15 protein-coding genes and 2 tRNA genes are annotated in these 21,290 nt (G+C 50.4%); 14 read left to right on the forward strand and 3 right to left on the reverse strand.

All coding sequences use genetic code 11. From position 1 onward, the window contains the following. The first annotated feature begins 51 nt into the window (after positions 1-51). A complete protein-coding gene (locus QUE66_RS04470) occupies positions 52-1,236 on the forward strand; it encodes an acetyl-CoA C-acyltransferase family protein (RefSeq protein WP_286224636.1) in 1,185 nt (394 codons plus the stop codon). 3 nt (positions 1,237-1,239) lie between these two features. Here QUE66_RS04470 and serB read toward each other — a convergent pair whose 3' ends face one another. Then, positions 1,240-2,112, reverse strand: a complete 873-nt coding sequence (serB, locus tag QUE66_RS04475) for a phosphoserine phosphatase SerB (RefSeq protein ID WP_286224637.1) — start codon at positions 2,110-2,112, stop codon at positions 1,240-1,242. A 13-nt stretch (positions 2,113-2,125) separates the two neighbouring features. Further along, positions 2,126-5,740, reverse strand: a complete 3,615-nt coding sequence (gene mfd / locus QUE66_RS04480; protein ID WP_286224638.1) for a transcription-repair coupling factor — start codon at positions 5,738-5,740, stop codon at positions 2,126-2,128. A 46-nt stretch (positions 5,741-5,786) separates the two neighbouring features. Here mfd and ispD point away from each other — a divergent pair, with 46 nt between their 5' ends. The 9 genes from ispD to QUE66_RS04525 all read left to right on the forward strand — a co-directional run bounded on the left by ispD (position 5,787) and on the right by QUE66_RS04525 (position 14,744). After that, positions 5,787-6,542, forward strand: a complete 756-nt coding sequence (gene ispD, locus QUE66_RS04485; protein WP_286224639.1) for a 2-C-methyl-D-erythritol 4-phosphate cytidylyltransferase — start codon at positions 5,787-5,789, stop codon at positions 6,540-6,542. Between the two features lie 9 nt (positions 6,543-6,551). Further along, positions 6,552-7,046 (forward strand): 2-C-methyl-D-erythritol 2,4-cyclodiphosphate synthase, encoded by a 495-nt coding sequence (gene ispF, locus QUE66_RS04490; RefSeq protein ID WP_286224640.1) that lies wholly within the window; start codon positions 6,552-6,554, stop codon positions 7,044-7,046. Positions 7,047-7,099: 53 nt separating this feature from the next. Then, a tRNA-Leu gene (locus tag QUE66_RS04495) sits at positions 7,100-7,186 on the forward strand. A 51-nt stretch (positions 7,187-7,237) separates the two neighbouring features. Further along, positions 7,238-8,569 carry a trigger factor gene (tig, locus tag QUE66_RS04500; RefSeq protein ID WP_286224641.1) on the forward strand — a complete coding sequence of 444 codons (1,332 nt, stop codon included), beginning with the start codon at positions 7,238-7,240 and terminating at the stop codon, positions 8,567-8,569. 31 nt (positions 8,570-8,600) lie between these two features. Continuing rightward, positions 8,601-9,218 (forward strand): ATP-dependent Clp endopeptidase proteolytic subunit ClpP, encoded by a 618-nt coding sequence (gene clpP / locus QUE66_RS04505; protein ID WP_108508366.1) that lies wholly within the window; start codon positions 8,601-8,603, stop codon positions 9,216-9,218. Between the two features lie 15 nt (positions 9,219-9,233). After that, entirely contained in the window at positions 9,234-10,598 is a 1,365-nt protein-coding gene (gene clpX / locus QUE66_RS04510) for an ATP-dependent Clp protease ATP-binding subunit ClpX (RefSeq protein ID WP_286224642.1), read from the forward strand. Between the two features lie 158 nt (positions 10,599-10,756). Next, positions 10,757-13,189, forward strand: coding sequence for an endopeptidase La (lon, locus tag QUE66_RS04515; RefSeq protein WP_286224643.1), 2,433 nt, complete (start codon positions 10,757-10,759; stop codon positions 13,187-13,189). 26 nt (positions 13,190-13,215) lie between these two features. Beyond that, a tRNA-Val gene (locus QUE66_RS04520) sits at positions 13,216-13,291 on the forward strand. A 13-nt stretch (positions 13,292-13,304) separates the two neighbouring features. Next, a complete protein-coding gene (locus QUE66_RS04525) occupies positions 13,305-14,744 on the forward strand; it encodes a peptidylprolyl isomerase (RefSeq protein WP_286224644.1) in 1,440 nt (479 codons plus the stop codon). 3 nt (positions 14,745-14,747) lie between these two features. Here QUE66_RS04525 and QUE66_RS04530 read toward each other — a convergent pair whose 3' ends face one another. Next, positions 14,748-15,410, reverse strand: a complete 663-nt coding sequence (locus QUE66_RS04530; protein ID WP_458574798.1) for an arylesterase — start codon at positions 15,408-15,410, stop codon at positions 14,748-14,750. A 10-nt stretch (positions 15,411-15,420) separates the two neighbouring features. On the opposite strand from QUE66_RS04530, the gene QUE66_RS04535 reads away from it, so the two are divergent. From QUE66_RS04535 to QUE66_RS04550, 4 genes are all read left to right on the forward strand, one after another. Further along, positions 15,421-16,101, forward strand: coding sequence for an ABC transporter ATP-binding protein (locus QUE66_RS04535; RefSeq protein WP_286224645.1), 681 nt, complete (start codon positions 15,421-15,423; stop codon positions 16,099-16,101). 38 nt (positions 16,102-16,139) lie between these two features. After that, on the forward strand, positions 16,140-20,126 hold the full coding sequence (gene purL, locus QUE66_RS04540) for a phosphoribosylformylglycinamidine synthase (RefSeq protein WP_286224731.1): 3,987 nt from the start codon (positions 16,140-16,142) through the stop codon (positions 20,124-20,126). Continuing rightward, positions 20,127-20,903 (forward strand): spermine/spermidine synthase domain-containing protein, encoded by a 777-nt coding sequence (locus tag QUE66_RS04545; RefSeq protein WP_286224646.1) that lies wholly within the window; start codon positions 20,127-20,129, stop codon positions 20,901-20,903. 67 nt (positions 20,904-20,970) lie between these two features. Continuing rightward, positions 20,971-21,225, forward strand: a complete 255-nt coding sequence (locus tag QUE66_RS04550) for a hypothetical protein (RefSeq protein ID WP_286224647.1) — start codon at positions 20,971-20,973, stop codon at positions 21,223-21,225. Positions 21,226-21,290 lie beyond the last annotated feature (65 nt).

A 21,290-nucleotide genomic window follows, 5' to 3' on the forward strand; every position in this document is an offset into this window, starting at 1 on the left:
ATAATGAGCTAAAACTAGCTATTCGGCTAATGTGTAAAGAGAGGAATAATGATGAGTCGTGAAGTCGTGGTTTTAAGTGCAGCGCGTTCTGCAATCGGTAGTTATGGTGGCAGTCTCAGTGGTATGGAGCCATCGGAGTTGGCTGGCGTGGTGATGAAAGAAGCCGTTGCCCGCTCTGGCGCGGATCCTGCCAAGATTAATTATGTGACGGTCGGCAATACCATGCCAACTGATTCACGCTATGCCTATGTCTCACGCGTGGCTGCAATTCAAGCGGGACTCCCGATGGATTCGGTCGCGATGGCAGTGAATCGTTTGTGCAGTTCAGGATTACAAGCGATTGTGACCACTGCGCAGGGCATCATGCTTAACGACTATGACTATGGTGTGGGCGGTGGTGTTGAAGTAATGTCACGCGCGATGTACGGCGCGACAGCAATGCGCAATGGCGCACGCATGGGCGATACCAAGATGATTGACCTCATGGTCGCCGTTCTCACAGATCCTTTTGGTGTGGGTCATATGGGCATCACTGCCGAGAACTTGGCTGAGAAATGGAAGATTACACGCGAGGATCAAGATGCCTTTGCTGTTGAATCCCATCGCCGTGCAGCAATAGCGATTAAAGAGGGTCGCTTTAAATCCCAAATCGTACCGATTACATTAAAGACCCGAAAGGGTGATGTGGTGTTTGATACCGATGAGCATTGCAAACCGGATACCACCATGGAGACCTTAGCGAAGATGAAGCCTGCCTTCAAAAAAGAGGGTGGCACAGTCACCGCAGGAAATGCATCGGGTGTTAACGATGGTGCTGCCTTCATGGTCTTGGCTGCGGCTGATGTGGCTGCCAAAGCTGGACAAAAGCCAATCGCACGTTTGGTCTCTTATGCAGTCGCTGGTGTACCCAATCACATCATGGGTGAGGGCCCCATTCCCGCAACCAAGATTGCTTTGCAACGCGCTGGATTGACTCTAGACAAGATGGATGTGATTGAGTCCAATGAAGCCTTTGCTGCTCAGGCAATTGCTGTCACCAAGGGATTAGGTTTGGACCCAGCAAAGACCAATGTGAACGGTGGTGCAGTTGCCCTTGGTCATCCGGTAGGTTGCACCGGTGCTGCGATCGCCACTAAAGCCATTTATGAATTGCATCGCACCAACGGTAAATACTGCTTAGTCACCATGTGTATTGGTGGCGGTCAAGGCATTGCCGCGGTATTTGAGCGACTCTAAGCCTTAGAGCAGTTCGAGGACTGCATCCAAGCCGACGTTGTCTAAAGCGACGTCGGCTTTTTCTTTAACAATCGCCTTGGCGCGATAGGCGACGCTCAAACCGCAGTCGGCCATCATCAATAGATCATTGGCGCCATCACCAATCACAATTGCAGCGCGCTTATCGAGATCAAAGTGTGCACACGCCGCTTCCACAAACCGATTCTTGGCCGCTCCATCCACAATCTCACCTAAGACCTTACCGGTGAGTCGATCATTCACAATCTCTAGCTGATTGGAGTGCGTCTCGCACAAGGCAAGGCGTTCTTGCATGCGATCGGTAAAGAATGTGAATCCACCCGAAACCAGTAGGGTGTGCATATCACGTTCATGCGCACCGCTGATCAAGAGCTCGGCTCCGGGATTGAGTTGTAAGCGTTCCTCATAGACCGAATGCAAAGCCGAGATGGACGCACCCTCTAATAGGGCAACACGGCGACGCAAGCTCTCGGCAAAGTTTGGGATCTCGCCACGCATCGTGGCTGCAGTAATTTCTGCGACCGCTGCTTTCTTGCCAGTAAAGTCAGCAATTTCATCAATGCACTCAATATTGATTAAGGTCGAGTCCATATCCATGGCCAAGACTTTCAGTGTGCTTGGATTAAAGCCAGTAGGTAGAATGGCCAAATCACAACCACGCTCTGCACAATACTGGCGCAGACCATTGCGTTCGAATGCTTCAATCTCGCGCATTAATAAAAATCTCCCCGCAGTATGCTGAAAACCAATCCCCAGGGTTTGCAGAGCGCGCTCTACGCCTGAAACGAGTTGGGGATCAGTCGCCTTTGATCCTAAGATCTGCAAACTGGGGAAGGGGTGAGATGATGAAGACACCATAAATCAATTATGCCTAAGCGATTGATGAGAGCGCGGGAGTCGGTAGAGGATGTGCTGAAGCTACCAAAGCGGTGCTTAAGAGTTTCATAAGATGGCGAATCGCTTCGATGCGCTGCTCAAGCTGATCAAACGAGGACCCCTTAGTAGGTAAGTATTTAATGCGATCTTGGCCATTGAGTTGCACCTGAGGGTTGGATTGCACCAAACGAATCAATTTCACGGGATCCAATGGGGGGTGTGCAATAAAACTTACCTGAATGCCATTTGAACTCGCATCCATTTTCTGAATGCCGTAGAGAACCATTTCAAGGCGTAGCCGATGGGTCTCGTAAAAGGCTTTGGCAGGATCAGGTAAGTTACCAAAGCGATCGACGAGTTCTTCACGCAACTGGCTCAACTCATCAAAGGCTTCACAGCTGGCAAAGCGTTTGTAGAGCGATAGGCGTTCATGCACATCGGGACAATAATCCGCAGGCAGGAGAGCGGGTGCCCCTAAATTAACATCGGTCACCGCTTGCATGGGTGAGAGTAGGTCGGGCTCCTTACCACTGCGTAAGGACTTGACTGCGCGATTGAGCATCTCGGTATACAGCTGAAAGCCAATTTCATGAATCTCACCCGATTGCTTATCACCCAACACCTCACCAGCCCCACGGATCTCTAAATCGTGCATAGCAAGATAAAAACCAGAACCGAGTTCTTCCATCGCCACGATCGCGTCTAGGCGTAAACGCGCTTGCTTCGTTAGGGCATCTGGGTCAGGCACTAAAAGATAGGCATAGGCTTGGTGATGCGAGCGACCTACGCGACCGCGCAATTGGTGGAGCTGCGCCAAACCAAACTTATCAGCGCGATGCATGATGATGGTATTGGCGGTTGGTACGTCAATCCCGGTTTCAATGATGGTGGTGCACAGTAAGACATTACTGCGCTGCGTGACAAAATCTCGCATCACGGCTTCAAGCTCGCGTTCGTGCATTTGGCCATGCGCCACGGTAATTCGGGCTTCGGGTAACAGCATCTGTAAGGCTTGCTTGCGATTCTGGATGGTCTCCACCTCGTTGTGTAAGAAGTACACCTGACCACCACGTTTGATCTCGCGTAAGACCGCTTCCCGAATCACACCATCACTCTCACGTCGCACAAAGGTCTTAATGGCTAGACGTTTCTGAGGAGCAGTGGCAATCACCGAGAACTCTCGCAAGCCCTCGAGCGCCATACCTAAAGTGCGCGGTATTGGAGTGGCAGTGAGTGTGAGGATATCCACCTCTGCACGCAATGCCTTCAAGGCATCCTTCTGACGCACACCAAAGCGATGTTCTTCATCAACAATTACCAAACCAAGGCGCGCAAATTGCGTCTCTTTGGAGAGCAGCTTATGGGTACCAATCACAATATCAGCCTCACCGGCAGCAATCGCAGCTAATGCCGCACTGATCTCTTTAGCAGTCTTAAAACGTGAGAGCTCCACAATCCGAACTGGCCAGGCGGCAAAACGATCTTTCCAGGTGGCAGCGTGTTGCTCAGCCAGTAGGGTAGTGGGTGCCAGAATCGCCACTTGTTTACCACCCATCACCGCCACAAAGCTAGCGCGAAGTGCCACCTCGGTTTTACCAAAACCCACATCGCCACAAACCAAGCGATCCATCGGCTTGCCGCTAGTCATATCGCCAATCACTGCAGCAATCGCATTCGCTTGGTCCGGCGTTTCTTCAAAGCCAAAGCTCTCTGCAAACGCGGCATAGTCATGTGCCGAGAACTCGAAGGCATGACCTTTGCGGATTGCTCGTGCGGCATAGAGATTGAGAAGCTCTGCTGCCGTATCTCGTATTTGCTGAGCAGCCTTGCGCTTGGCTTTATCCCACTGACCAGAGCCCAATTGATGCAAGGGCGCTGAATCCGGATCGGCCCCCGCATAGCGCGTGACCTGATGCAGTTGTTGGACTGGCACATACAAGGTTGCATCGTGCGCGTAGATGAGATGCAAAAATTCCTCGAAGGCGGGTGCTTCTTTAGGACCCGCCATATTGAGTAATACCAAGCCCTGGTAACGACCAATGCCATGTTCGACATGAACCACAGGGTCGCCGACCTTGAGCTCGGATAAATCCCTAAAGAGGGTATCGGGATCGGTATTGCTGGTTTCCTTACCCCGACGCTGACGCGCCGTTTGCGTGAAGAGCTCAGCCTCCGTAATGATGAGTAATTGCTGGGGTTGCCATACAAAGCCATTAAAGAGGGGAGATACGCAACACCCAAAGCGCTCATCACCTTTTACAAAATCAGCGATGGTGTTTACACCCTGTGGGTGTAAAGCAAACGCTGCATCTTTAGAAGACCCTAAATTACTCTCTTCAATGAGTTGCCGAATTGACTCGAGTCGTCCTGCACTCTCTGCACAAATTAGGATGCGCCATTCATTTTGAGAAACTAATTGCCGCAAGCGCTTGAGGGGATCGGCATCGCGTCGATGAATGGCGACATCTGGTAATTGGGTAAAGACAGGTTCCGTCGTTGATTCCAATTCGGCTTGCGTTTGGAGCACAAAGCGCGGATAGGACTTCGCAATCGTATAAAACTGCTCTAAGCTCAAGAACAAATCCTGAGGCTTTAGAACAGGACGCTCGAGATCGTGCTTTAGAAAAGCATAGCGTTGCTCGGTATCTTTCCAGAACTGCGTGATACTGGTTTCAATATCACCCACATAGCCAAGACAAATGTCGCTGCGACTATCCTCTTGATCGCTGCGCACAAAGTAATCAAAGACGGTGGCGGTCTCATCAAAAAACAGCGGCAGGTAAGATTCAATTCCTGCCGTCGGAATCCCGGTGCTCACATCCTTGTAGATCGAACACCGCGTTGGGTCTCCCTCAAAATACTCCCGCCAGCGCCCCCGAAAGGCAGTGCGTGAGGCCTCATCAAATGGAAACTCATGACCAGGCAATAAACGGATTTCTTTCACTGGATACAAGCTGCGTTGCGTATCTGGATCGAAAGCACGGATATGTTCAATCTCATCGCCAAAGAGATCGAGGCGATAGGGTAGGGAAGACCCCATTGGGAACAGATCAATTAAGCCACCCCGAATGCTGTACTCGCCAGGGCGCATCACTGCACTAACGGGATCGTAACCTGCCTGTTGCAATTGCAAACGTAGAGCCTCTTCATTTAAGCGCTCGCCTTGGCAAAAGAAAAAAGTATGAGCGGATAAAAATGCGGGTGGGGCAAGCCGCTGCAATGCGGTGGTCACTGGCATTAGGATCAGATCGCACGTGCCGTTTTGCATTTCATAGAGAGTGGCCAAGCGTTCGGAGATTAAATCTTGATGCGGTGAGAAATGATCGTAGGGCAGGATCTCCCAATCTGGCAGTAAGCGAATGCGCAATTGCGGAGCAAAGCTCGGAATCTCCTCCAGTAAGCGCTGGGCATCGGTCGCATTGGCGCAGAGCACCACAAACTGGCTGTAATTGCTGCGATAGGCGCCTGCCATTTGTGCGAGAAGCGCGGCATCGGCTGAGCCAACAATGGAATCGAAGGTAAAGCGCTGCCCCGCCCGTAGCACGGGAATAGGGGGTGTAAGTAAAGCAGCAGGCCTTGGCGCTGCCGCTGGATTGACAGCATCCGACATCTAGAAGCATTATAGAATCAGGTATGTATCCCATTCTGAACCTGCCATGGCAACACTAACTAAACCTTGCCATGCCGTATTGCCCTCTGCGGGCATGGGCGTACGCTTGGGTGGCGATCAGCCTAAACAGTTTCGGCATATGGCAGGTAAGCCCATGTTGCTTTATGCCTTGGATGCTTTCTTTGCCTGCCCTAAGGTGAACTCGGTCTGGATCGGCATGAGTCCTGGCTCAAACTCTTTGATTCATGACCTTAAATCACGTTACCCTCATCCGGTTAAACGCTTTGAATTCCTGGAAACAGGTGGCCCCACTCGGCAGCAAACGGTCTTAAATACACTTGCGGCAATGCTTGATCTAGGAGTTGATCCGCAGGATTGGGTATTAGTGCACGATGCAGCCCGCCCAGGAATCACCCCTGAATTGATTGCCAGGCTCATCACTTTAGTCAAAGCTCAAGAGCAAACTGAGAGTCACCATCAGACATTGCAATCCGGTGGTCTCTTAGCAATGCCGGTTGCCGATACGATGAAAGAGACCACGCACGATGCGATGCGTGCCAAGACGACGATTGATCGCTCGCATCTGTGGCAAGCACAAACCCCACAGATGTTTCCTCTCAAAGTGCTCCATGACGCATTAAGTCAGGCCATTGAAGCGGGGGCCAATATTACCGATGAAGCGAGCGCGATTGAGCGCTTAGGTGGGCAACCTCTTTTGGTCGAGGGTGCTACCCGGAACTTCAAGGTAACCCATCCTGCAGATTGGGAGTTGATGGAGCTAGTACTCAGTGAGCGTCGGTAAAATAGTGCCATGACAAGCAGCATTCCATTTCGGATCGGGCAGGGGTATGACATTCATGCTCTGGTACCCGATCGCAAATTGATTCTGGGGGGAGTAACCATTCCCTATGAAAAGGGTCTACTTGGCCACTCGGATGCTGACGCACTCCTGCACGCCATTACCGATGCACTCTTGGGTGCCGCTGGTCTGCATGACATTGGGCAAATGTTCCCCGATGACGATGCGCGCTTCAAAGACATGGATAGCCGAGTGCTACTGCGAGCAGCCTTACAAAAGGTCCAAGCTGTGGGGTATCAGGTTGGCAATGTCGATGCTACTGTCATCTGTCAAAAACCAAAATTAGCTCCGTATATTCCGGAGATGGTGCGCCACATTGCGAGTGACCTGAAGGTGACTGACAGCCACATTAATTTGAAAGCCAAAACCAATGAATCCCTAGGCCATCTGGGTCGGGGTGAGGGAATCGCAGTCCACGCCGTGGCTCTCCTCTATAAGGCATTGTAGAATCTACCTTTTACGTGAATTCTGAGCCGGTTCGTGTCTGCATCGCTGAAATAGCGAGGATGGCGAAATTGGTAGACGCACCAGGTTTAGGTCCTGACGCCAGAAATGGTGTGGGGGTTCGAGTCCCCCTCCTCGCACCACACGGCTGCTTGGCTTAGTCTTCACATCTAACCTTCATTAAAGAGGCTGCAGTGCAAATCGAAAACTTAGGTAGCTTAGACCGCAAAATTACTCTCCAATTTAATCGTGCTGATGTGAACCAAGCACGCGAAGCACGTTTAAATAAGATTGGTAAATCCATGAAGATGCCTGGCTTTCGTCCAGGTAAGGTGCCCAAGAAAATTGTGGAGCAGCAGTATGGCCTGCAAGTAGATTTTGAGGTTCAGTACGACAAAGCCTCGCAACTCTTTTATGAGGTCAGCAAAAAAGAAGGAATCAAATTAGCTAGCCAGCCCCGCTTAGAACCCAAAAGTGAGATTGGTGCAGACGAAGTGGTCTTCGACGCTTTCTTTGAGGTCTTGCCCGAAGTGAAGATTGGGGACTTCAGTGGCTCCGAATTAACCCGCTACACCACCGATGTGAACGATCCAGAAATCGATCGCGCATTGGATGTGTTGCGTAAACAGCGCGTGCATTACCACTCGCGTGGTGAGGCAGGCGAGCATGGTGACGGCGGTGCTGACACGAGTGTCCAAAAAGATGATCAAGTCACCCTTGATTTTGTGGGCACGATTGATGGTGTGGAGTTTGCAGGCGGCAAAGCTGACGACTTCAAATTCGTAATCGGTGCCGGTCAGATGTTGCCCGAGTTTGAGGCCGCAGCCTTAGGTCTTAAAAAGGGTGAGAGCAAAACCTTCCCTTTAAGCTTCCCAGCGGAATACCACGGTAAAGAAGTGGCAGGTAAAACCGCTCAGTTCACAATCACCATCAAGGATGTCGCCTGGCCTCATTTACCTCCTGTTGACGATGAGTTCGCCAAATCCCTTGGGATTACCGAAGGTGGCGTCGAGAAGATGCGGAGCGAAATTAAGGCCAATATGGAGCGTGAGGTGAAGCGGCGCAGCGAGGCTCTCCTTAAGAATCAGGTCATGGAAGAGTTAATTAAGCAATGCCAACTCGATGTGCCCAAATCACTAATTACCAGCGAGCAAGAGCGCTTAGTAGAAGGCGCGCGTCAGGACCTGATGCAACGCGGCATCCCCAATGCAAAGGATGCACCGATTCCTGCCGAGATGTTTGCTGAGCAGGCTGACAAGCGCGTGCGTCTTGGATTGATTCTGTCGGATCTGGTGAAGCTTCATAACCTAACTGCGACTCCTGATCAAATTAAAGCGTCAATTGAAGAGACCGCGGCGACCTACGAGGACCCCAAAGAGGTGGTGCGCTGGTATTACAGTGATCCGAGCCGCCTCAAGGAGGTCGAAGCAGTGGTGCTCGAGGAGAACGTGGTGAAGCACATTTGCAGCCTCGCGAAGGTAACCGACAAATCGGTTAGTTTCGAAGAGCTCAGCAAAATGAGTTAATCTAGTAGCCAATGATTAATCTGGAAAGTTAATGAGCATGAGCGCACTTGAAACCCAAGCCCTTGGTTTAGTTCCGATGGTGGTAGAAACCTCCGGACGAGGAGAGCGCGCCTACGACATCTACTCACGTCTATTAAAAGAGCGGGTGGTGTTTCTGGTGGGTGAGGTCAATGATCAAACCGCCAACTTAGTGATTGCGCAATTACTATTTCTGGAGAGTGAGAACCCCGACAAAGAGATCTCGCTTTATATCAATTCTCCTGGTGGATCGGTCTCTGCTGGTTTAGCGATCTACGATACCATGCAATTCATTAAGCCCCATGTAAGTACCTTGTGCATGGGAATGGCTGCCAGTATGGGTGCTTTCTTGCTGGCCGCTGGTGAAAAAGGGAAGCGCTACGCCTTGCCCAATGCGCGCGTGATGATTCATCAGCCATTAGGTGGTGCACGCGGTCAGGCTTCTGATATTGAGATCCAAGCCCGCGAGATCTTGTACTTGCGCGAACGCTTGAATACGATCTTGTCGCAACGCACAGGCCAAACCATCGAGACCATCGCTAAAGATACCGATCGCGATAATTTCATGTCAGCTGAGCAAGCACGTGATTATGGCCTGGTTGATAAAGTGATCGATCAGCGCGGTAGCTAATACCTAGATTAAGCGATGAGCGAAACTACCACCACGGATAAAACGCTGTACTGTTCCTTCTGTGGCAAAAGCCAGCATGAGGTCAAAAAACTAATTGCTGGCCCATCGGTGTTTATTTGTGACGAGTGCATCGATCTATGCACCGATATTATTCAAGAAGAAATTGCGAAAGAGCCGCTGGCTAACAAAGGAGATACCTTACCATCCCCTCAAGAGATTCGCTTAAATCTTGATCAATATGTAATCGGTCAAGATCTCGCCAAGAAAACCTTAGCAGTCGCTGTTTACAACCATTACAAGCGCTTATTGCATCTGCCCCCACCGAAAGTGAAGAAGGCGGAAGGCGACAAAGCGGAGGCACCTAAAGATAATAAGAAAACGGCCGCCCAAGCAGGCAACAACAAGCCACTGGTCGATGGTGTGGAGTTAGCCAAGAGCAATATTCTATTAATTGGCCCTACTGGTTCCGGCAAAACCTTGTTGGCACAGACCTTGGCCCGCATGCTGGATGTGCCCTTTGTGATGGCCGACGCAACTACATTGACCGAAGCTGGATACGTGGGCGAGGATGTTGAGAACATCATCCAGAAGCTCTTGCAAAACTGCGACTACAACATTGAGAAGGCCGAGCGTGGCATTGTGTATATCGATGAGATCGATAAGATCTCTCGTAAATCGGATAACCCATCGATTACCCGTGATGTCTCGGGTGAGGGTGTGCAACAGGCTCTACTCAAGTTGATTGAAGGCACGATGGCCTCAGTACCCCCCCAAGGCGGACGCAAACATCCCAATCAAGATTTCTTACAGGTCGATACCACCAACATCCTCTTTATTTGTGGCGGCGCCTTTGATGGCTTAGAGAAAGTGATTCAACAGCGCACCCAAAAGACGGGTATTGGTTTTGGAGCAGAAGTTGCTGCCAAAGACAGTCGAGGTATTGGCCAGCTCTTGGCAGAAGTAGAACCCGAAGATCTCATCAAGTTTGGTTTGATTCCGGAGTTAATTGGACGTTTACCAGTACTTGCAACCTTAGCGGAGCTTGATGAAACCGCCCTGGTCGCCATTTTGACCGAACCTAAAAACGCACTGGTAAAGCAATACCAAGCCTTGCTTGGGATGGAGGGTGTGGAGTTAGAGGTTCGCCCCGAGGCCTTAAGTGCGATTGCGAAGAAGGCGATTGCTCGTAAAACTGGTGCCCGAGGCCTGCGATCTCTGCTCGAAGGCGTGCTGATGGATGTGATGTACGAACTTCCATCGATGAAGAATGTCCAAAAAGTTGTGATTGACGACAGTACCGTGCAATCTGGGGCTAAGCCTTTGATTGTGTACAAGCAGGGTGGCGATGACGCGGAGTCATCCCTAAGCAAAAAGGCTTAGGCCTTTGTCATAAAACTCTCTGAAATTAAGCCGTTTTTGCAAAATTAACCCTAATTTGGGGTATTTTTGATCTTTTTTGTATGATTGGTATTGAGTTTTTCGATGAACTCCCCACATAGGTAGTATGCTAGTCATAGAACTAACTGGAGAACAACGCAATGCCAGGACAATTATTACTTCCTTCTGAACCCATCCAGTTACCTTTGTTGCCCTTAAGGGACGTGGTGGTCTTTCCCCATATGGTGATCCCATTGTTTGTGGGTCGCCCCAAATCGATTAAGGCCCTTGAGGCCGCGATGGAGACCGGTAAGAGTGTCTTGCTGGTGGCACAAAAAGCCGCCGCCAAAGATGAGCCCTCGGTTGAGGACCTGTATGAGGTGGGCTGCATTGCCAGCATCCTGCAAATGCTCAAACTCCCGGACGGTACCGTGAAGGTTCTCGTTGAAGGCTCGCAACGGGCTGAAGTCAGTCAGATTGAAGATAGCTTGGGCTACTTCAGTTGCGAAGCCACTCCTAAAGAGATTGAAGTGGTCGACGCGCACGAGACTGAAGCACTGCGCCGTGCGATCATGGCTCAGTTTGATCAATACGTCAAACTTAATAAAAAAATCCCCCAAGAGATCTTGGCATCGCTTGCAGGAATTGATGATCCCAGCCGCTTGGCCGACACCATTTGCGCACACCTGCCAGTAAAACTTGAGCAAAAGCAGCGCCTATTGGAAATGAACGGTGTGATGCAACGCTTAGAAAGTCTCTTAACAGATCTTGAGAGCGAAATCGATATCTTGCAAGTTGAGAAGCGGATTCGTGGTCGCGTGAAGCGCCAGATGGAAAAGAGTCAGCGCGAGTACTACCTCAACGAGCAGGTGAAAGCCATTCAGAAAGAACTGGGTGAGGGCGAAGAAGGCGCAGACCTTGAAGAGCTGGAGAAGCGCATTAAAGCGGCACGCATGCCCAAAGAGGCTTTGAAGAAGGCCGAGTCTGAGCTCAAGAAATTAAAACTCATGTCACCGATGTCGGCAGAGGCAACGGTGATCCGTAACTTCATCGATACCTTGGTGAACTTGCCATGGCGCAAGAAGAGCAAAATTAATAACGACTTGAGTAATGCTGAAAAGGTATTGAACGAGGACCATTATGGGCTCGACAAAGTCAAAGAGCGCATTCTGGAGTACCTTGCGGTTCAGCAACGGGTAGATCGCGTGAAAGCACCCATTCTATGTTTGGTTGGACCGCCCGGAGTCGGTAAGACCTCACTTGGACAATCGGTTGCACGCGCAACGAACCGTAAGTTTGTGCGCATGGCCTTGGGTGGCGTCCGGGATGAGTCGGAGATTCGGGGGCATCGTCGTACCTATATTGGTTCAATGCCAGGCAAGATTCTGAGTAGTCTCACTAAGGTTGGTGTTCGTAATCCATTGTTCCTACTTGATGAAGTGGATAAGATGGGTATGGATTTCCGTGGCGATCCCGCTAGCGCTCTGCTTGAGGTTCTGGACCCAGAGCAAAACCATACCTTCCAAGATCACTATGTTGAAGTGGACTTTGATCTCTCGGATGTGATGTTTGTGGCAACTGCCAATTCACTTAACATCCCGGGTCCCCTGCTCGATCGCATGGAAGTAATCCGCCTAGCCGGTTATACCGAGGATGAGAAACTCAGTATTGCGAAGAACTACCTCATTCCAAAACAAAATAAGAACAATGGCTTGAAAAACGGTGAACTCACCATTGATGAGAGCGCAATTCGGAACATCATTCGTTATTACACGCGCGAGGCAGGTGTTCGTGCACTCGAGCGTGAAATTAGCAAAATCTGCCGCAAGACCGTGAAGATGCTGCTCCTCAAAAAAGAGAGTGCGCCCATCAAAGTCGATGCCGATAATCTCGAGAAATTCCTATCGGTACGCATGTTTGACTTTGGCTCCGCCGCAAAGGAGAACCAAGTTGGGCAGGTTACGGGTCTGGCATGGACAGAGGTTGGTGGTGATTTGCTCACGATTGAAGCAGCTCTGATGCCAGGTAAAGGCACGATCACTCGTACTGGCTCCATTGGTGATGTGATGAAAGAATCCGTCGAGGCTGCCAGAACGGTGGTGCGCTCGCGCGCCAAGGGACTCGGTATTGTGGATGAGGCCTTTGAGAAGAAGGACATTCATATTCACTTCCCGGAGGGTGCCACCCCCAAAGATGGTCCATCGGCAGGTATTGCAATCACCACCGCACTGGTCTCGGTATTTACCGGAATCCCTGTACGTTCAGACATTGCCATGACTGGTGAGATCACCTTACGAGGCGAGGTCCTTCCAATTGGCGGCCTGAAAGAAAAACTCTTGGCAGCACACCGTGGCGGGATTAAGTTGGTCCTGATTCCGGAAGAGAACGTCAAAGATTTAATTGATATTCCGGATAATGTGAAGAATGCGATCGAGATTGTCCCAGTTCGCTGGATTGATAAGGTCTTGGAACTTGCCTTAGAGCGCAAGGCCGAGCCTCTACCCGATCCCAGCCCTGAGGAGTTAGCTAAAAAGGCCGCCGAGGCTGCTAAGCAAACCAGCAGCCCTGCGAGTGGAGACGTCATCAAACATTAAGTTACAATCTCGGTTGTCAGTTTTAAGGGTGCTTAGCTCAGCTGGTAGAGCGTCTGCCTTACACGCAGAATGTCAGCGGTTCGATCCCGTTAGCACCCACCATTCTTTTTAATCCATGCTCGACTCCGTTCGTAAACACCAAAAACTAGCGCAGATCATTCTGTTGATCTTTATCGTCCCATCATTTGCGCTCTTTGGTATCTCGAGCTATACAGATTTCTTTGACAAAGATACAGATCTTGTCAAGATCGATGGCAAACCCATTACCACCCAAGAGGTGGATAACAATGCTAAGCGTCAAGCCGAGCGATTTGGTGGAACTAGTCAAATTGCGCAGAGTCTGCCATTCCGACAAGCCGTATTAGATGAGTTGATTCAGCAGCGTCTCTTGGCATTTGCCGTACGCGACCTCAAACTCAGTATTAGCAATGCCTACCTCAGTCAAAGCTTAGCGCAGATCCCAGAGATCAAAGCCATGTACAAACCCGATGGTAGTTTTGACTCTGCCCGCTATCGTCAACTATTAGCCAATGTGGGCATGACCGTTGATCAATTTGAGAACGCTCAACGCTTTGATCTCATGATTCAGCAACTGGTTACCGCAGTGGCGCGTACCGAGCTACCAAATCCAAAATTAGCAAGCATGATCTCAACCATGTATGAGACCGAACGTCAGGTTCAATCTTTACGATTTACAGCCAATGAGTTTGTAAACAAAGTGAACCCAACCGATGCTCAACTGCAGGAGTATTACCAAGCTAATACCAAACTCTTTGAGTCTCCTGAGACCATTGATGTGGAGTTCTTGGTTCTCAAAGCCGATCCTAAAGAAGACGCTAAGGTATTTAATGACAAGGCTGATCAGTTCGCCAATATCACCTATGATCAAGCAGACAGTCTTAAACCAGCAGCGGATAAATTAAAGCTCTCCATTCAGTCGGCCAAAGGGGTGGGGCGTAATGGTCAAGCGAGTCTTTCCAAAGATCATCCCATGAATGACCGACGCGTGGTGCAAGCGCTATTTAATGATGAAGCACTCAAGAACAAACGTAATATCGAAGCAGTACAAATTGCCCCTGGCACCTTTGTATCGGCGCGCGTAGTAACGTTCAACCCCTCTAAAGTTTTACCCTACAAAGAGGTGAGTGCTGAAGTGCGCCGCCAATACAGTCTGAAGGCTGCCCAAAAACTAGCAGCCGAAGCAGCGGGCACGCGCTTTGAGGCCCTACAAAAGAACCCGAATGACACCAATGGTTTTGGTAAGCCAGTATGGGTCTCGCGTAATAAGCCAATCGATCTGATTGGCCCACAACTCGATGCGGTCATGGCGGTTGATCCAGCCAAACTACCTGTCGTGGTATCTGCTCAAGGCTCGGATGGCGGAATCACTTTGTATCGCATTGATCAAGTGCGCCAACCACCAGCTGCAGACCCTAAAATGAGAGCTGCACAAGCACAGCAAATGGAAGCTCTTGCAGCCCAAGCTGAGTTTGCAGCCTTCCTCAATCACATGCGCATCTTGGCGGATGTGAAGGTTATCAATCCTCTGAAGTAATAATCAATTGGTTTTGAGAAGTTCTCGGTATGGTTCGAGAGCCTTCCAAACGTTGTTAAATAAGATTGGTTGTGCCTGTTCATTTGGATGAATCCGATCCGCCTGAAATAACTCAGGCCGGGTAGCGACACCCTCCAGAAAAAATGGCAGCAGGGGAACTTGCTCCGACTGCGATAGGGTCACAAACAGCCGCGCAAACTGTTTGGTGTATTCCTGACCATAGTTGGGAGGGATTTGCATCCCCACGAGCAAGACCTCAGCACCACTTTTCTTACTCATGACGATCATCTCTTTGAGGTTTTTCTGGGTAGCCGCGAGCGAGAGTCCTCGCAAGGCATCGTTGGCGCCCAGCTCAATAATCACTAAACGAGGTTTGATGCGTTTTAAGAGATCTGGCAGACGACTTAAGCCACCTGCGGTGGTCTCACCGCTAATGCTGGCATTGGCAACTTGCCAAATACTGCCATCCTTACGTAATTGATTTTGGAGCAATCCCACCCAACCGGTGCCGCGTGGCAGTCCGTACTCTGCAGAAAGGCTATCGCCCAGAACGAGGAGTTGTGGAGTCGCGCTTGGGGTCTTAGCAGTTTGTGCCTGCACGGGTGCAGCACTGACGAGTAAGATGGAGGCCAATCCAACAATAAATTGTTTAAACAAAGGATTCACATTGACTATTGTGCATGAATCTGCCCCAGTCTTGCAGGCCAAAGGTGTGGGTAAAACGGTTCAGACCAGTGATGGGCTGCTTGCCATTTTGCAAGACATTAATTTCACGATTCGATCAGGAGAGTCGGTTGCCATCGTGGGAGCATCGGGATCTGGTAAGAGCACACTGTTGGGATTGATGGCTGGCCTAGATCTACCCACGAGCGGCTCGATTGAGCTTATGCAACAGGATCTTGGTCGATTGGATGAAGACGGTCGGGCAAGGCTCAGGGGTCAGTTCGTGGGCTTTGTGTTTCAGTCCTTTCAGCTAGTACCGCATCTCAATGCCCTCGAAAACGTCATGCTGCCTTTGGAGATCCGCGGTACGCCCCTCTCTCAAGCACGTGAGCTCGCAGCCGATTGCCTCGCACGCGTCGGTTTATCGCAACGCTTGATGCATTACCCAAAAACCTTATCCGGTGGTGAACAACAACGCGTAGCCTTAGCCCGTGCATTTGTGAGCCAGCCATCCATTCTGTTTGCCGATGAGCCCACTGGTAGTTTGGATGAGACTAGCGGTTCCAAAGTCATTGAACTCCTTTTTGAGCTCAACCGTGAGAACGGCTCCACCTTAATCCTAGTAACCCATGACCCTCAACTCGCAAGGCGCTGCAGCCGTCAGTTAACCCTGCAAGGTGGTCGTCTGGTCTAAAACAAGGACTGGGGTCGCTGGGATCTTATAATTACATGATGTCCTTTTTCCGTTGTCTGCCCGGGGCCGATGCCCTCTCTGTATTCCGTCAACAACGGCTTCTGAGTCACCTCCATCAGGAAGGGATTGAACTTCAGTCGATTCAGGCTCAGTATCTCCACTTTGTTTGGTCCACCAATGAGTTAACAAGCGATGAGCTCGCGACCCTCGAGGCACTACTGCAGTATGGTGAACCATTTGAAGCAAAAGCAGCGCCTAATCGTGCGATCGTGATTCCACGTTTTGGCACGGTTTCTCCGTGGGCAAGTAAGGCGACGGATATCGCCCATCAGTGCGGATTAAAAGTCCTTCGAATTGAACGCGGTATTCGTTACCAATGGAGCGCAAAACGCACGCTCAACCCAGAACAAGAACGTATTCTCCACGCCAGCCTGTTTGATCGCATGACCGAGGTCATCATTGCTTCCCCAGATGAGGCGAACGCCCTCTATCAAACCTTACCCGATCGCCCATTCACCCGTATTGATGTCATTGGTTTGGGTCAAAAGGCACTGGATGATGCAAACCAATCGCTCGGCTTAGCACTCTCTACCGATGAGATCGCTTATCTCGAAGAGAACTTCAAGCGCTTAGGTCGCAATCCTAGCGATGTTGAGTTGATCATGTTTGCCCAGGCAAATAGTGAACACTGCCGCCACAAAATCTTTAATGCGAGTTGGACAATCGATGGAAAGGCGCAAGAACACTCACTCTTTGCCATGATTCGGAACACGCACCGCTTACAACCCAAAGGGACAGTAGTGGCTTACTCGGATAACTCGGCCATTATGGAAGGGTGCGAAGCGGATGTATGGAGCTCCTCGGGCCCCGCAGGGCAATACCGCACAAAGCGAGCCTTAGTACACACCTTAATGAAGGTTGAGACCCACAATCATCCCACTGCGATTGCTCCGTTTCAAGGGGCGGCTACAGGATCGGGTGGGGAGATCCGTGATGAGGGCGCAACCGGTATTGGTGGCAAACCCAAAGCAGGTATTACTGGGTTTTCGGTATCGAACTTACATATTCCTGGAACGAACTTGCCCTGGGAGCAAAAGCCCTATGGCAAACCAGAGCGGATTGCGACCCCCTTACAAATCATGATCGATGGCCCATTGGGTGGCGCCGCCTTTAATAACGAGTTTGGTCGTCCTAATCTGGGAGGGTATTTCAGGGTCTTTGAGCAAACGATTGCAGGCAAGCGCCGCGGTTATCACAAGCCCATCATGATCGCGGGCGGGATTGGTGCGATTGAAGACATTCACACCCATAAGAAAACCATTCTAGATGGCGATCTACTAATTCAGTTGGGCGGCCCAGGGATGCGCATTGGTATGGGTGGTGGGACAGCAAGCTCCATGGCAACCGGTACTAATACCGCCGATCTTGACTTTGACTCCGTGCAGCGTGGTAACCCGGAGATTGAGCGTCGTGCGCAAGAGGTGATTAATCAGTGCCGAGCGTTAGGGGAGAACAACCCCATTGTTTCCATTCATGATGTGGGGGCGGGTGGCTTATCAAATGCATTTCCTGAGCTCGCCGATAGCGCCAAGCTCGGTGCGCAATTTGAGCTACGCAAGATTCCGCTGGAAGAGAGCGGTATGAGTCCTGCCGAGATCTGGTGCAATGAATCGCAAGAGCGCTATGTGATTGCGATCCACGCTAAAGACCTTGAGCGCTTTGCCGCTCTTTGCGAGCGGGAGCGTTGCCCCTATGCCGTCGTGGGTCACACCACGCAAGAGCGTCAACTGCAATTGCACGATCAGCAGCAAAGCGCTAACCCAGATCAACAGTATCCAATTGATATGCCCATGGAGGTGCTCTTAGGTAAGCCTCCCAAAATGCACCGTGATGTAGAAAGTACGCATGAGCAGTTTGCACCCATCAATTGCAATGAGATTGATCTAAAAACTGCGATTGAGGCGGTATTACAACAACCAACGGTAGCCAGTAAATCATTCTTAATCACGATCGGGGATCGCACCGTAGGAGGCTTGAACTCGCGGGACCCATTTGTGGGTCCATGGCAAGTACCGGTGGCTGATTGCGCGGTCACCACCATGGACTATCAGGGCTATCGTGGAGAAGCGATGAGTATGGGTGAGCGCACCCCCGTGGCTCTCTTTAATGCGCCAGCAGCAGCCAAGATGGCAGTAGGTGAAGCCATCACGAATATTCTGGCAGCAGATGTCCGAGGAATTGAAGACATTAAGCTCTCAGCGAACTGGATGGCCGCCTGTGGTCAAGCGGGCGAGGATGCCAAACTCTTTGCCTCAGTCGAGGCGGTCGGCATGGAACTTTGTCCGGCCTTAGGAATCTCGATCCCAGTGGGGAAAGATTCTTTATCAATGGCCACGACCTGGCAGGATCAGAATCAAACCAAACAAGTGATTGCACCGGTCTCACTAATCATCTCAGCGTTTGCCCCAGTGCAAGATGTTCGTAAAACACTCACACCGCAGCTCAACACCGAGATCGCAGATACCGAGCTGATTCTGATTGATCTAGGGTGCAATCAAAATCGCATGGCAGGTAGCATTCTTACCCAAGTGTTTGATCAAACCGATTCTGAGGCACCCTCCGTTGACAGACCTGAGGTCCTCGAAGGATTTGCCAACGCGATTACACAACTGCGTGCCAAACAAATGGTCTTGGCCTATCACGACCGTTCGGACGGAGGACTCCTCGCCTGTATTGCCGAAATGGCCTTTGCTACTCACCGCGGTATTTCGATCAATGTTGATCTACTTTGCATTGATGCGCGGACCGAACAAGATTATGGTGATGCGAAGAACTGGGCTAGCCAAGTGAGTGGTCGACGCCACGAGCAAACCATACGGGCACTCTTTAATGAAGAGCTTGGAGTGGTCATTCAGATTGAACGGTCCCAGCGTGATCAGGTATTTGCTATCTTGCGAGAGCAGGGCATCAGTGCCTATAGCCATGTGATTGGCAAAGCCAATCAAAACGACACCCTAGAGATCTGGCGCGATGCCAAATGTATCTATACAGAGAGCCGCATCACCTTGCAAAAACTTTGGCAAAACACCAGCTATCAAATTGCTCGCCTGCGCGATAACCCCGAATGCGTCGATAGTGAGTTCAATGCCTTAGATGACGCCAAGGACCCGGGTATGAGCCCGAAACTCACGTTTGATCCCAATAAAAATATCAGTGCGCCATATCTCCAACAAGTAAGTCGTCCAAAGATCGCAATCTTGCGCGAGCAAGGCGTGAACTCGCATCTGGAGATGGCGTATGCGATGGATCTTGCCGGCTTCGCCACGCATGATGTACATATGAGCGATTTACTGGCTGGCAGAGCCCATCTGAAGGACTTTCAAGGCTTAGTAGCCTGCGGTGGATTTAGCTACGGCGATGTATTGGGAGCGGGTGAGGGTTGGGCAAAGACCATTTTGTTTAACCAGATGCTCAGTGATCAGTTCAAGGCATTTTTCAATCGCTCGGACAGCTTTGCCTTGGGTGTTTGCAATGGCTGTCAGATGATGAGTAATTTATCGAAACTCATTCCGGGGGCGGATGCGTGGCCGAAGTTCACGCGTAATCAATCGGAGCAATACGAAGCGCGTTTGGTGATGGTGGAAGTATTGGATTCACCATCATTATTCTTTCAAGGGATGGAAGGCAGTCATTTACCCATCGCAGTAGCGCATGGTGAAGGGTATGCCAACTTTAAACACCAAGGTAATTATCAGCAGATTGAATCCAATCACTTAGCAGCCATGCGTTTTATTGATCACTACGGTAATCCAACTGAATGCTATCCCTTTAATCCCAATGGCTCACCCCATGGACTCACCAGCGTAACGACTGCTGATGGCCGCTTTACCGTGATGATGCCGCACCCCGAGCGCGTTTTCAGAAATGTGCAAATGAGTTGGTATCCCAAGCAATGGAACCAAAACGCCGATGGGGCAAGCCCCTGGTTGCGCATGTTCCGTAATGCCCGTGTTTGGGTGAACTAGGTGGCCAGTAATAAAACTAAATTTCCCCCTGTGACATTCTCGGAGTCAGGCGGAATTCGTTATCTCCATCTTGGTACTCCATGGATCCAAGGCGCGATGCGCATTCGCGATCCAAATGAGATCTATCTCGAGTACTCGCAGCAAATGATGGCATGGTTACTCTTTTTGCAGAGTAAGCCCAAGATGCAGGTCGCCCAATTGGGCTTGGGTACTGGCTCACTCGCGAAGTTCACCCTAGAGCATTGTCCCGATGTTGTGAATACGGTTGTCGAGCTAAACCCCGCAGTCATCCTGGCGGCGAGAACGATGTTTGCTTTACCCGACGACCATACGAAGCTACGAGTTCTACAGGAGGATGCCTTAGCCTTTGTGAATAACAAACGGCATCAGCAGCAGTTCGACGTCTTGCAAGTGGATTTATATGATGCGGATGCCAAAGGTCCCGTCTTAAGTTCGCTCGAGTTTTATCAAGCCTGTTACCGAACCTTAAAGACAGTTGGGGTGATGACCGTTAATTTGTTCTCACAACACAAAAGCTTTGACATTAATCTCAACCATATCTGTAAAGCCTTTCAGGGTAGGGTGCTGATATTCCCGGAATCGCACGATTGCAATGCCGTCGCGATCGCTTTCAAAGGACCAATGATCAAAATTGATTGGGAGCGTATTGTGCAGCGCGCCAAAATCATTGAGAAAACGACGGGATTGCCAACCAAGTCTTGGGCAAATGGCTTACGGGCTGTGAATGCCCACCAAGAAGAACGACTGGTTATTTAAATAACCCTTTTCTTTTACATGTTTAGGTGTAATATTCGCTTTACACAACCTTTGTGGGGTATTAGCGATGACCGACACTACTTTTATTAGCCTTTTCATCCTCTTTGGCGCGTGTTTTGGGTTTATCACCTATGAACAACGTCACCTGTTTAGTGAGGGTCCTCACAAGGCAAAGGGCTCCGATGACAGCCCATTTGAGACCCGCACCTTTTGGGTCCTGCTATGCGCATTACTCTGGCCAATTATGGTCGTTACCAGAGTCCACAGCGCTTGGATCATGCATAAACGCAGAAAACAAGCGAAGCCAGTCGCCTTACATTGAGATTTAAATCATCACCGAAGAGTGAAAACTGAAACAAAAAAGCCCAAGGCTAAAACCTTGGGCTT

Source organism: Polynucleobacter sp. HIN6, from assembly GCF_030297575.1.
Taxonomy (GTDB): Bacteria; Pseudomonadota; Gammaproteobacteria; order Burkholderiales; family Burkholderiaceae; genus Polynucleobacter.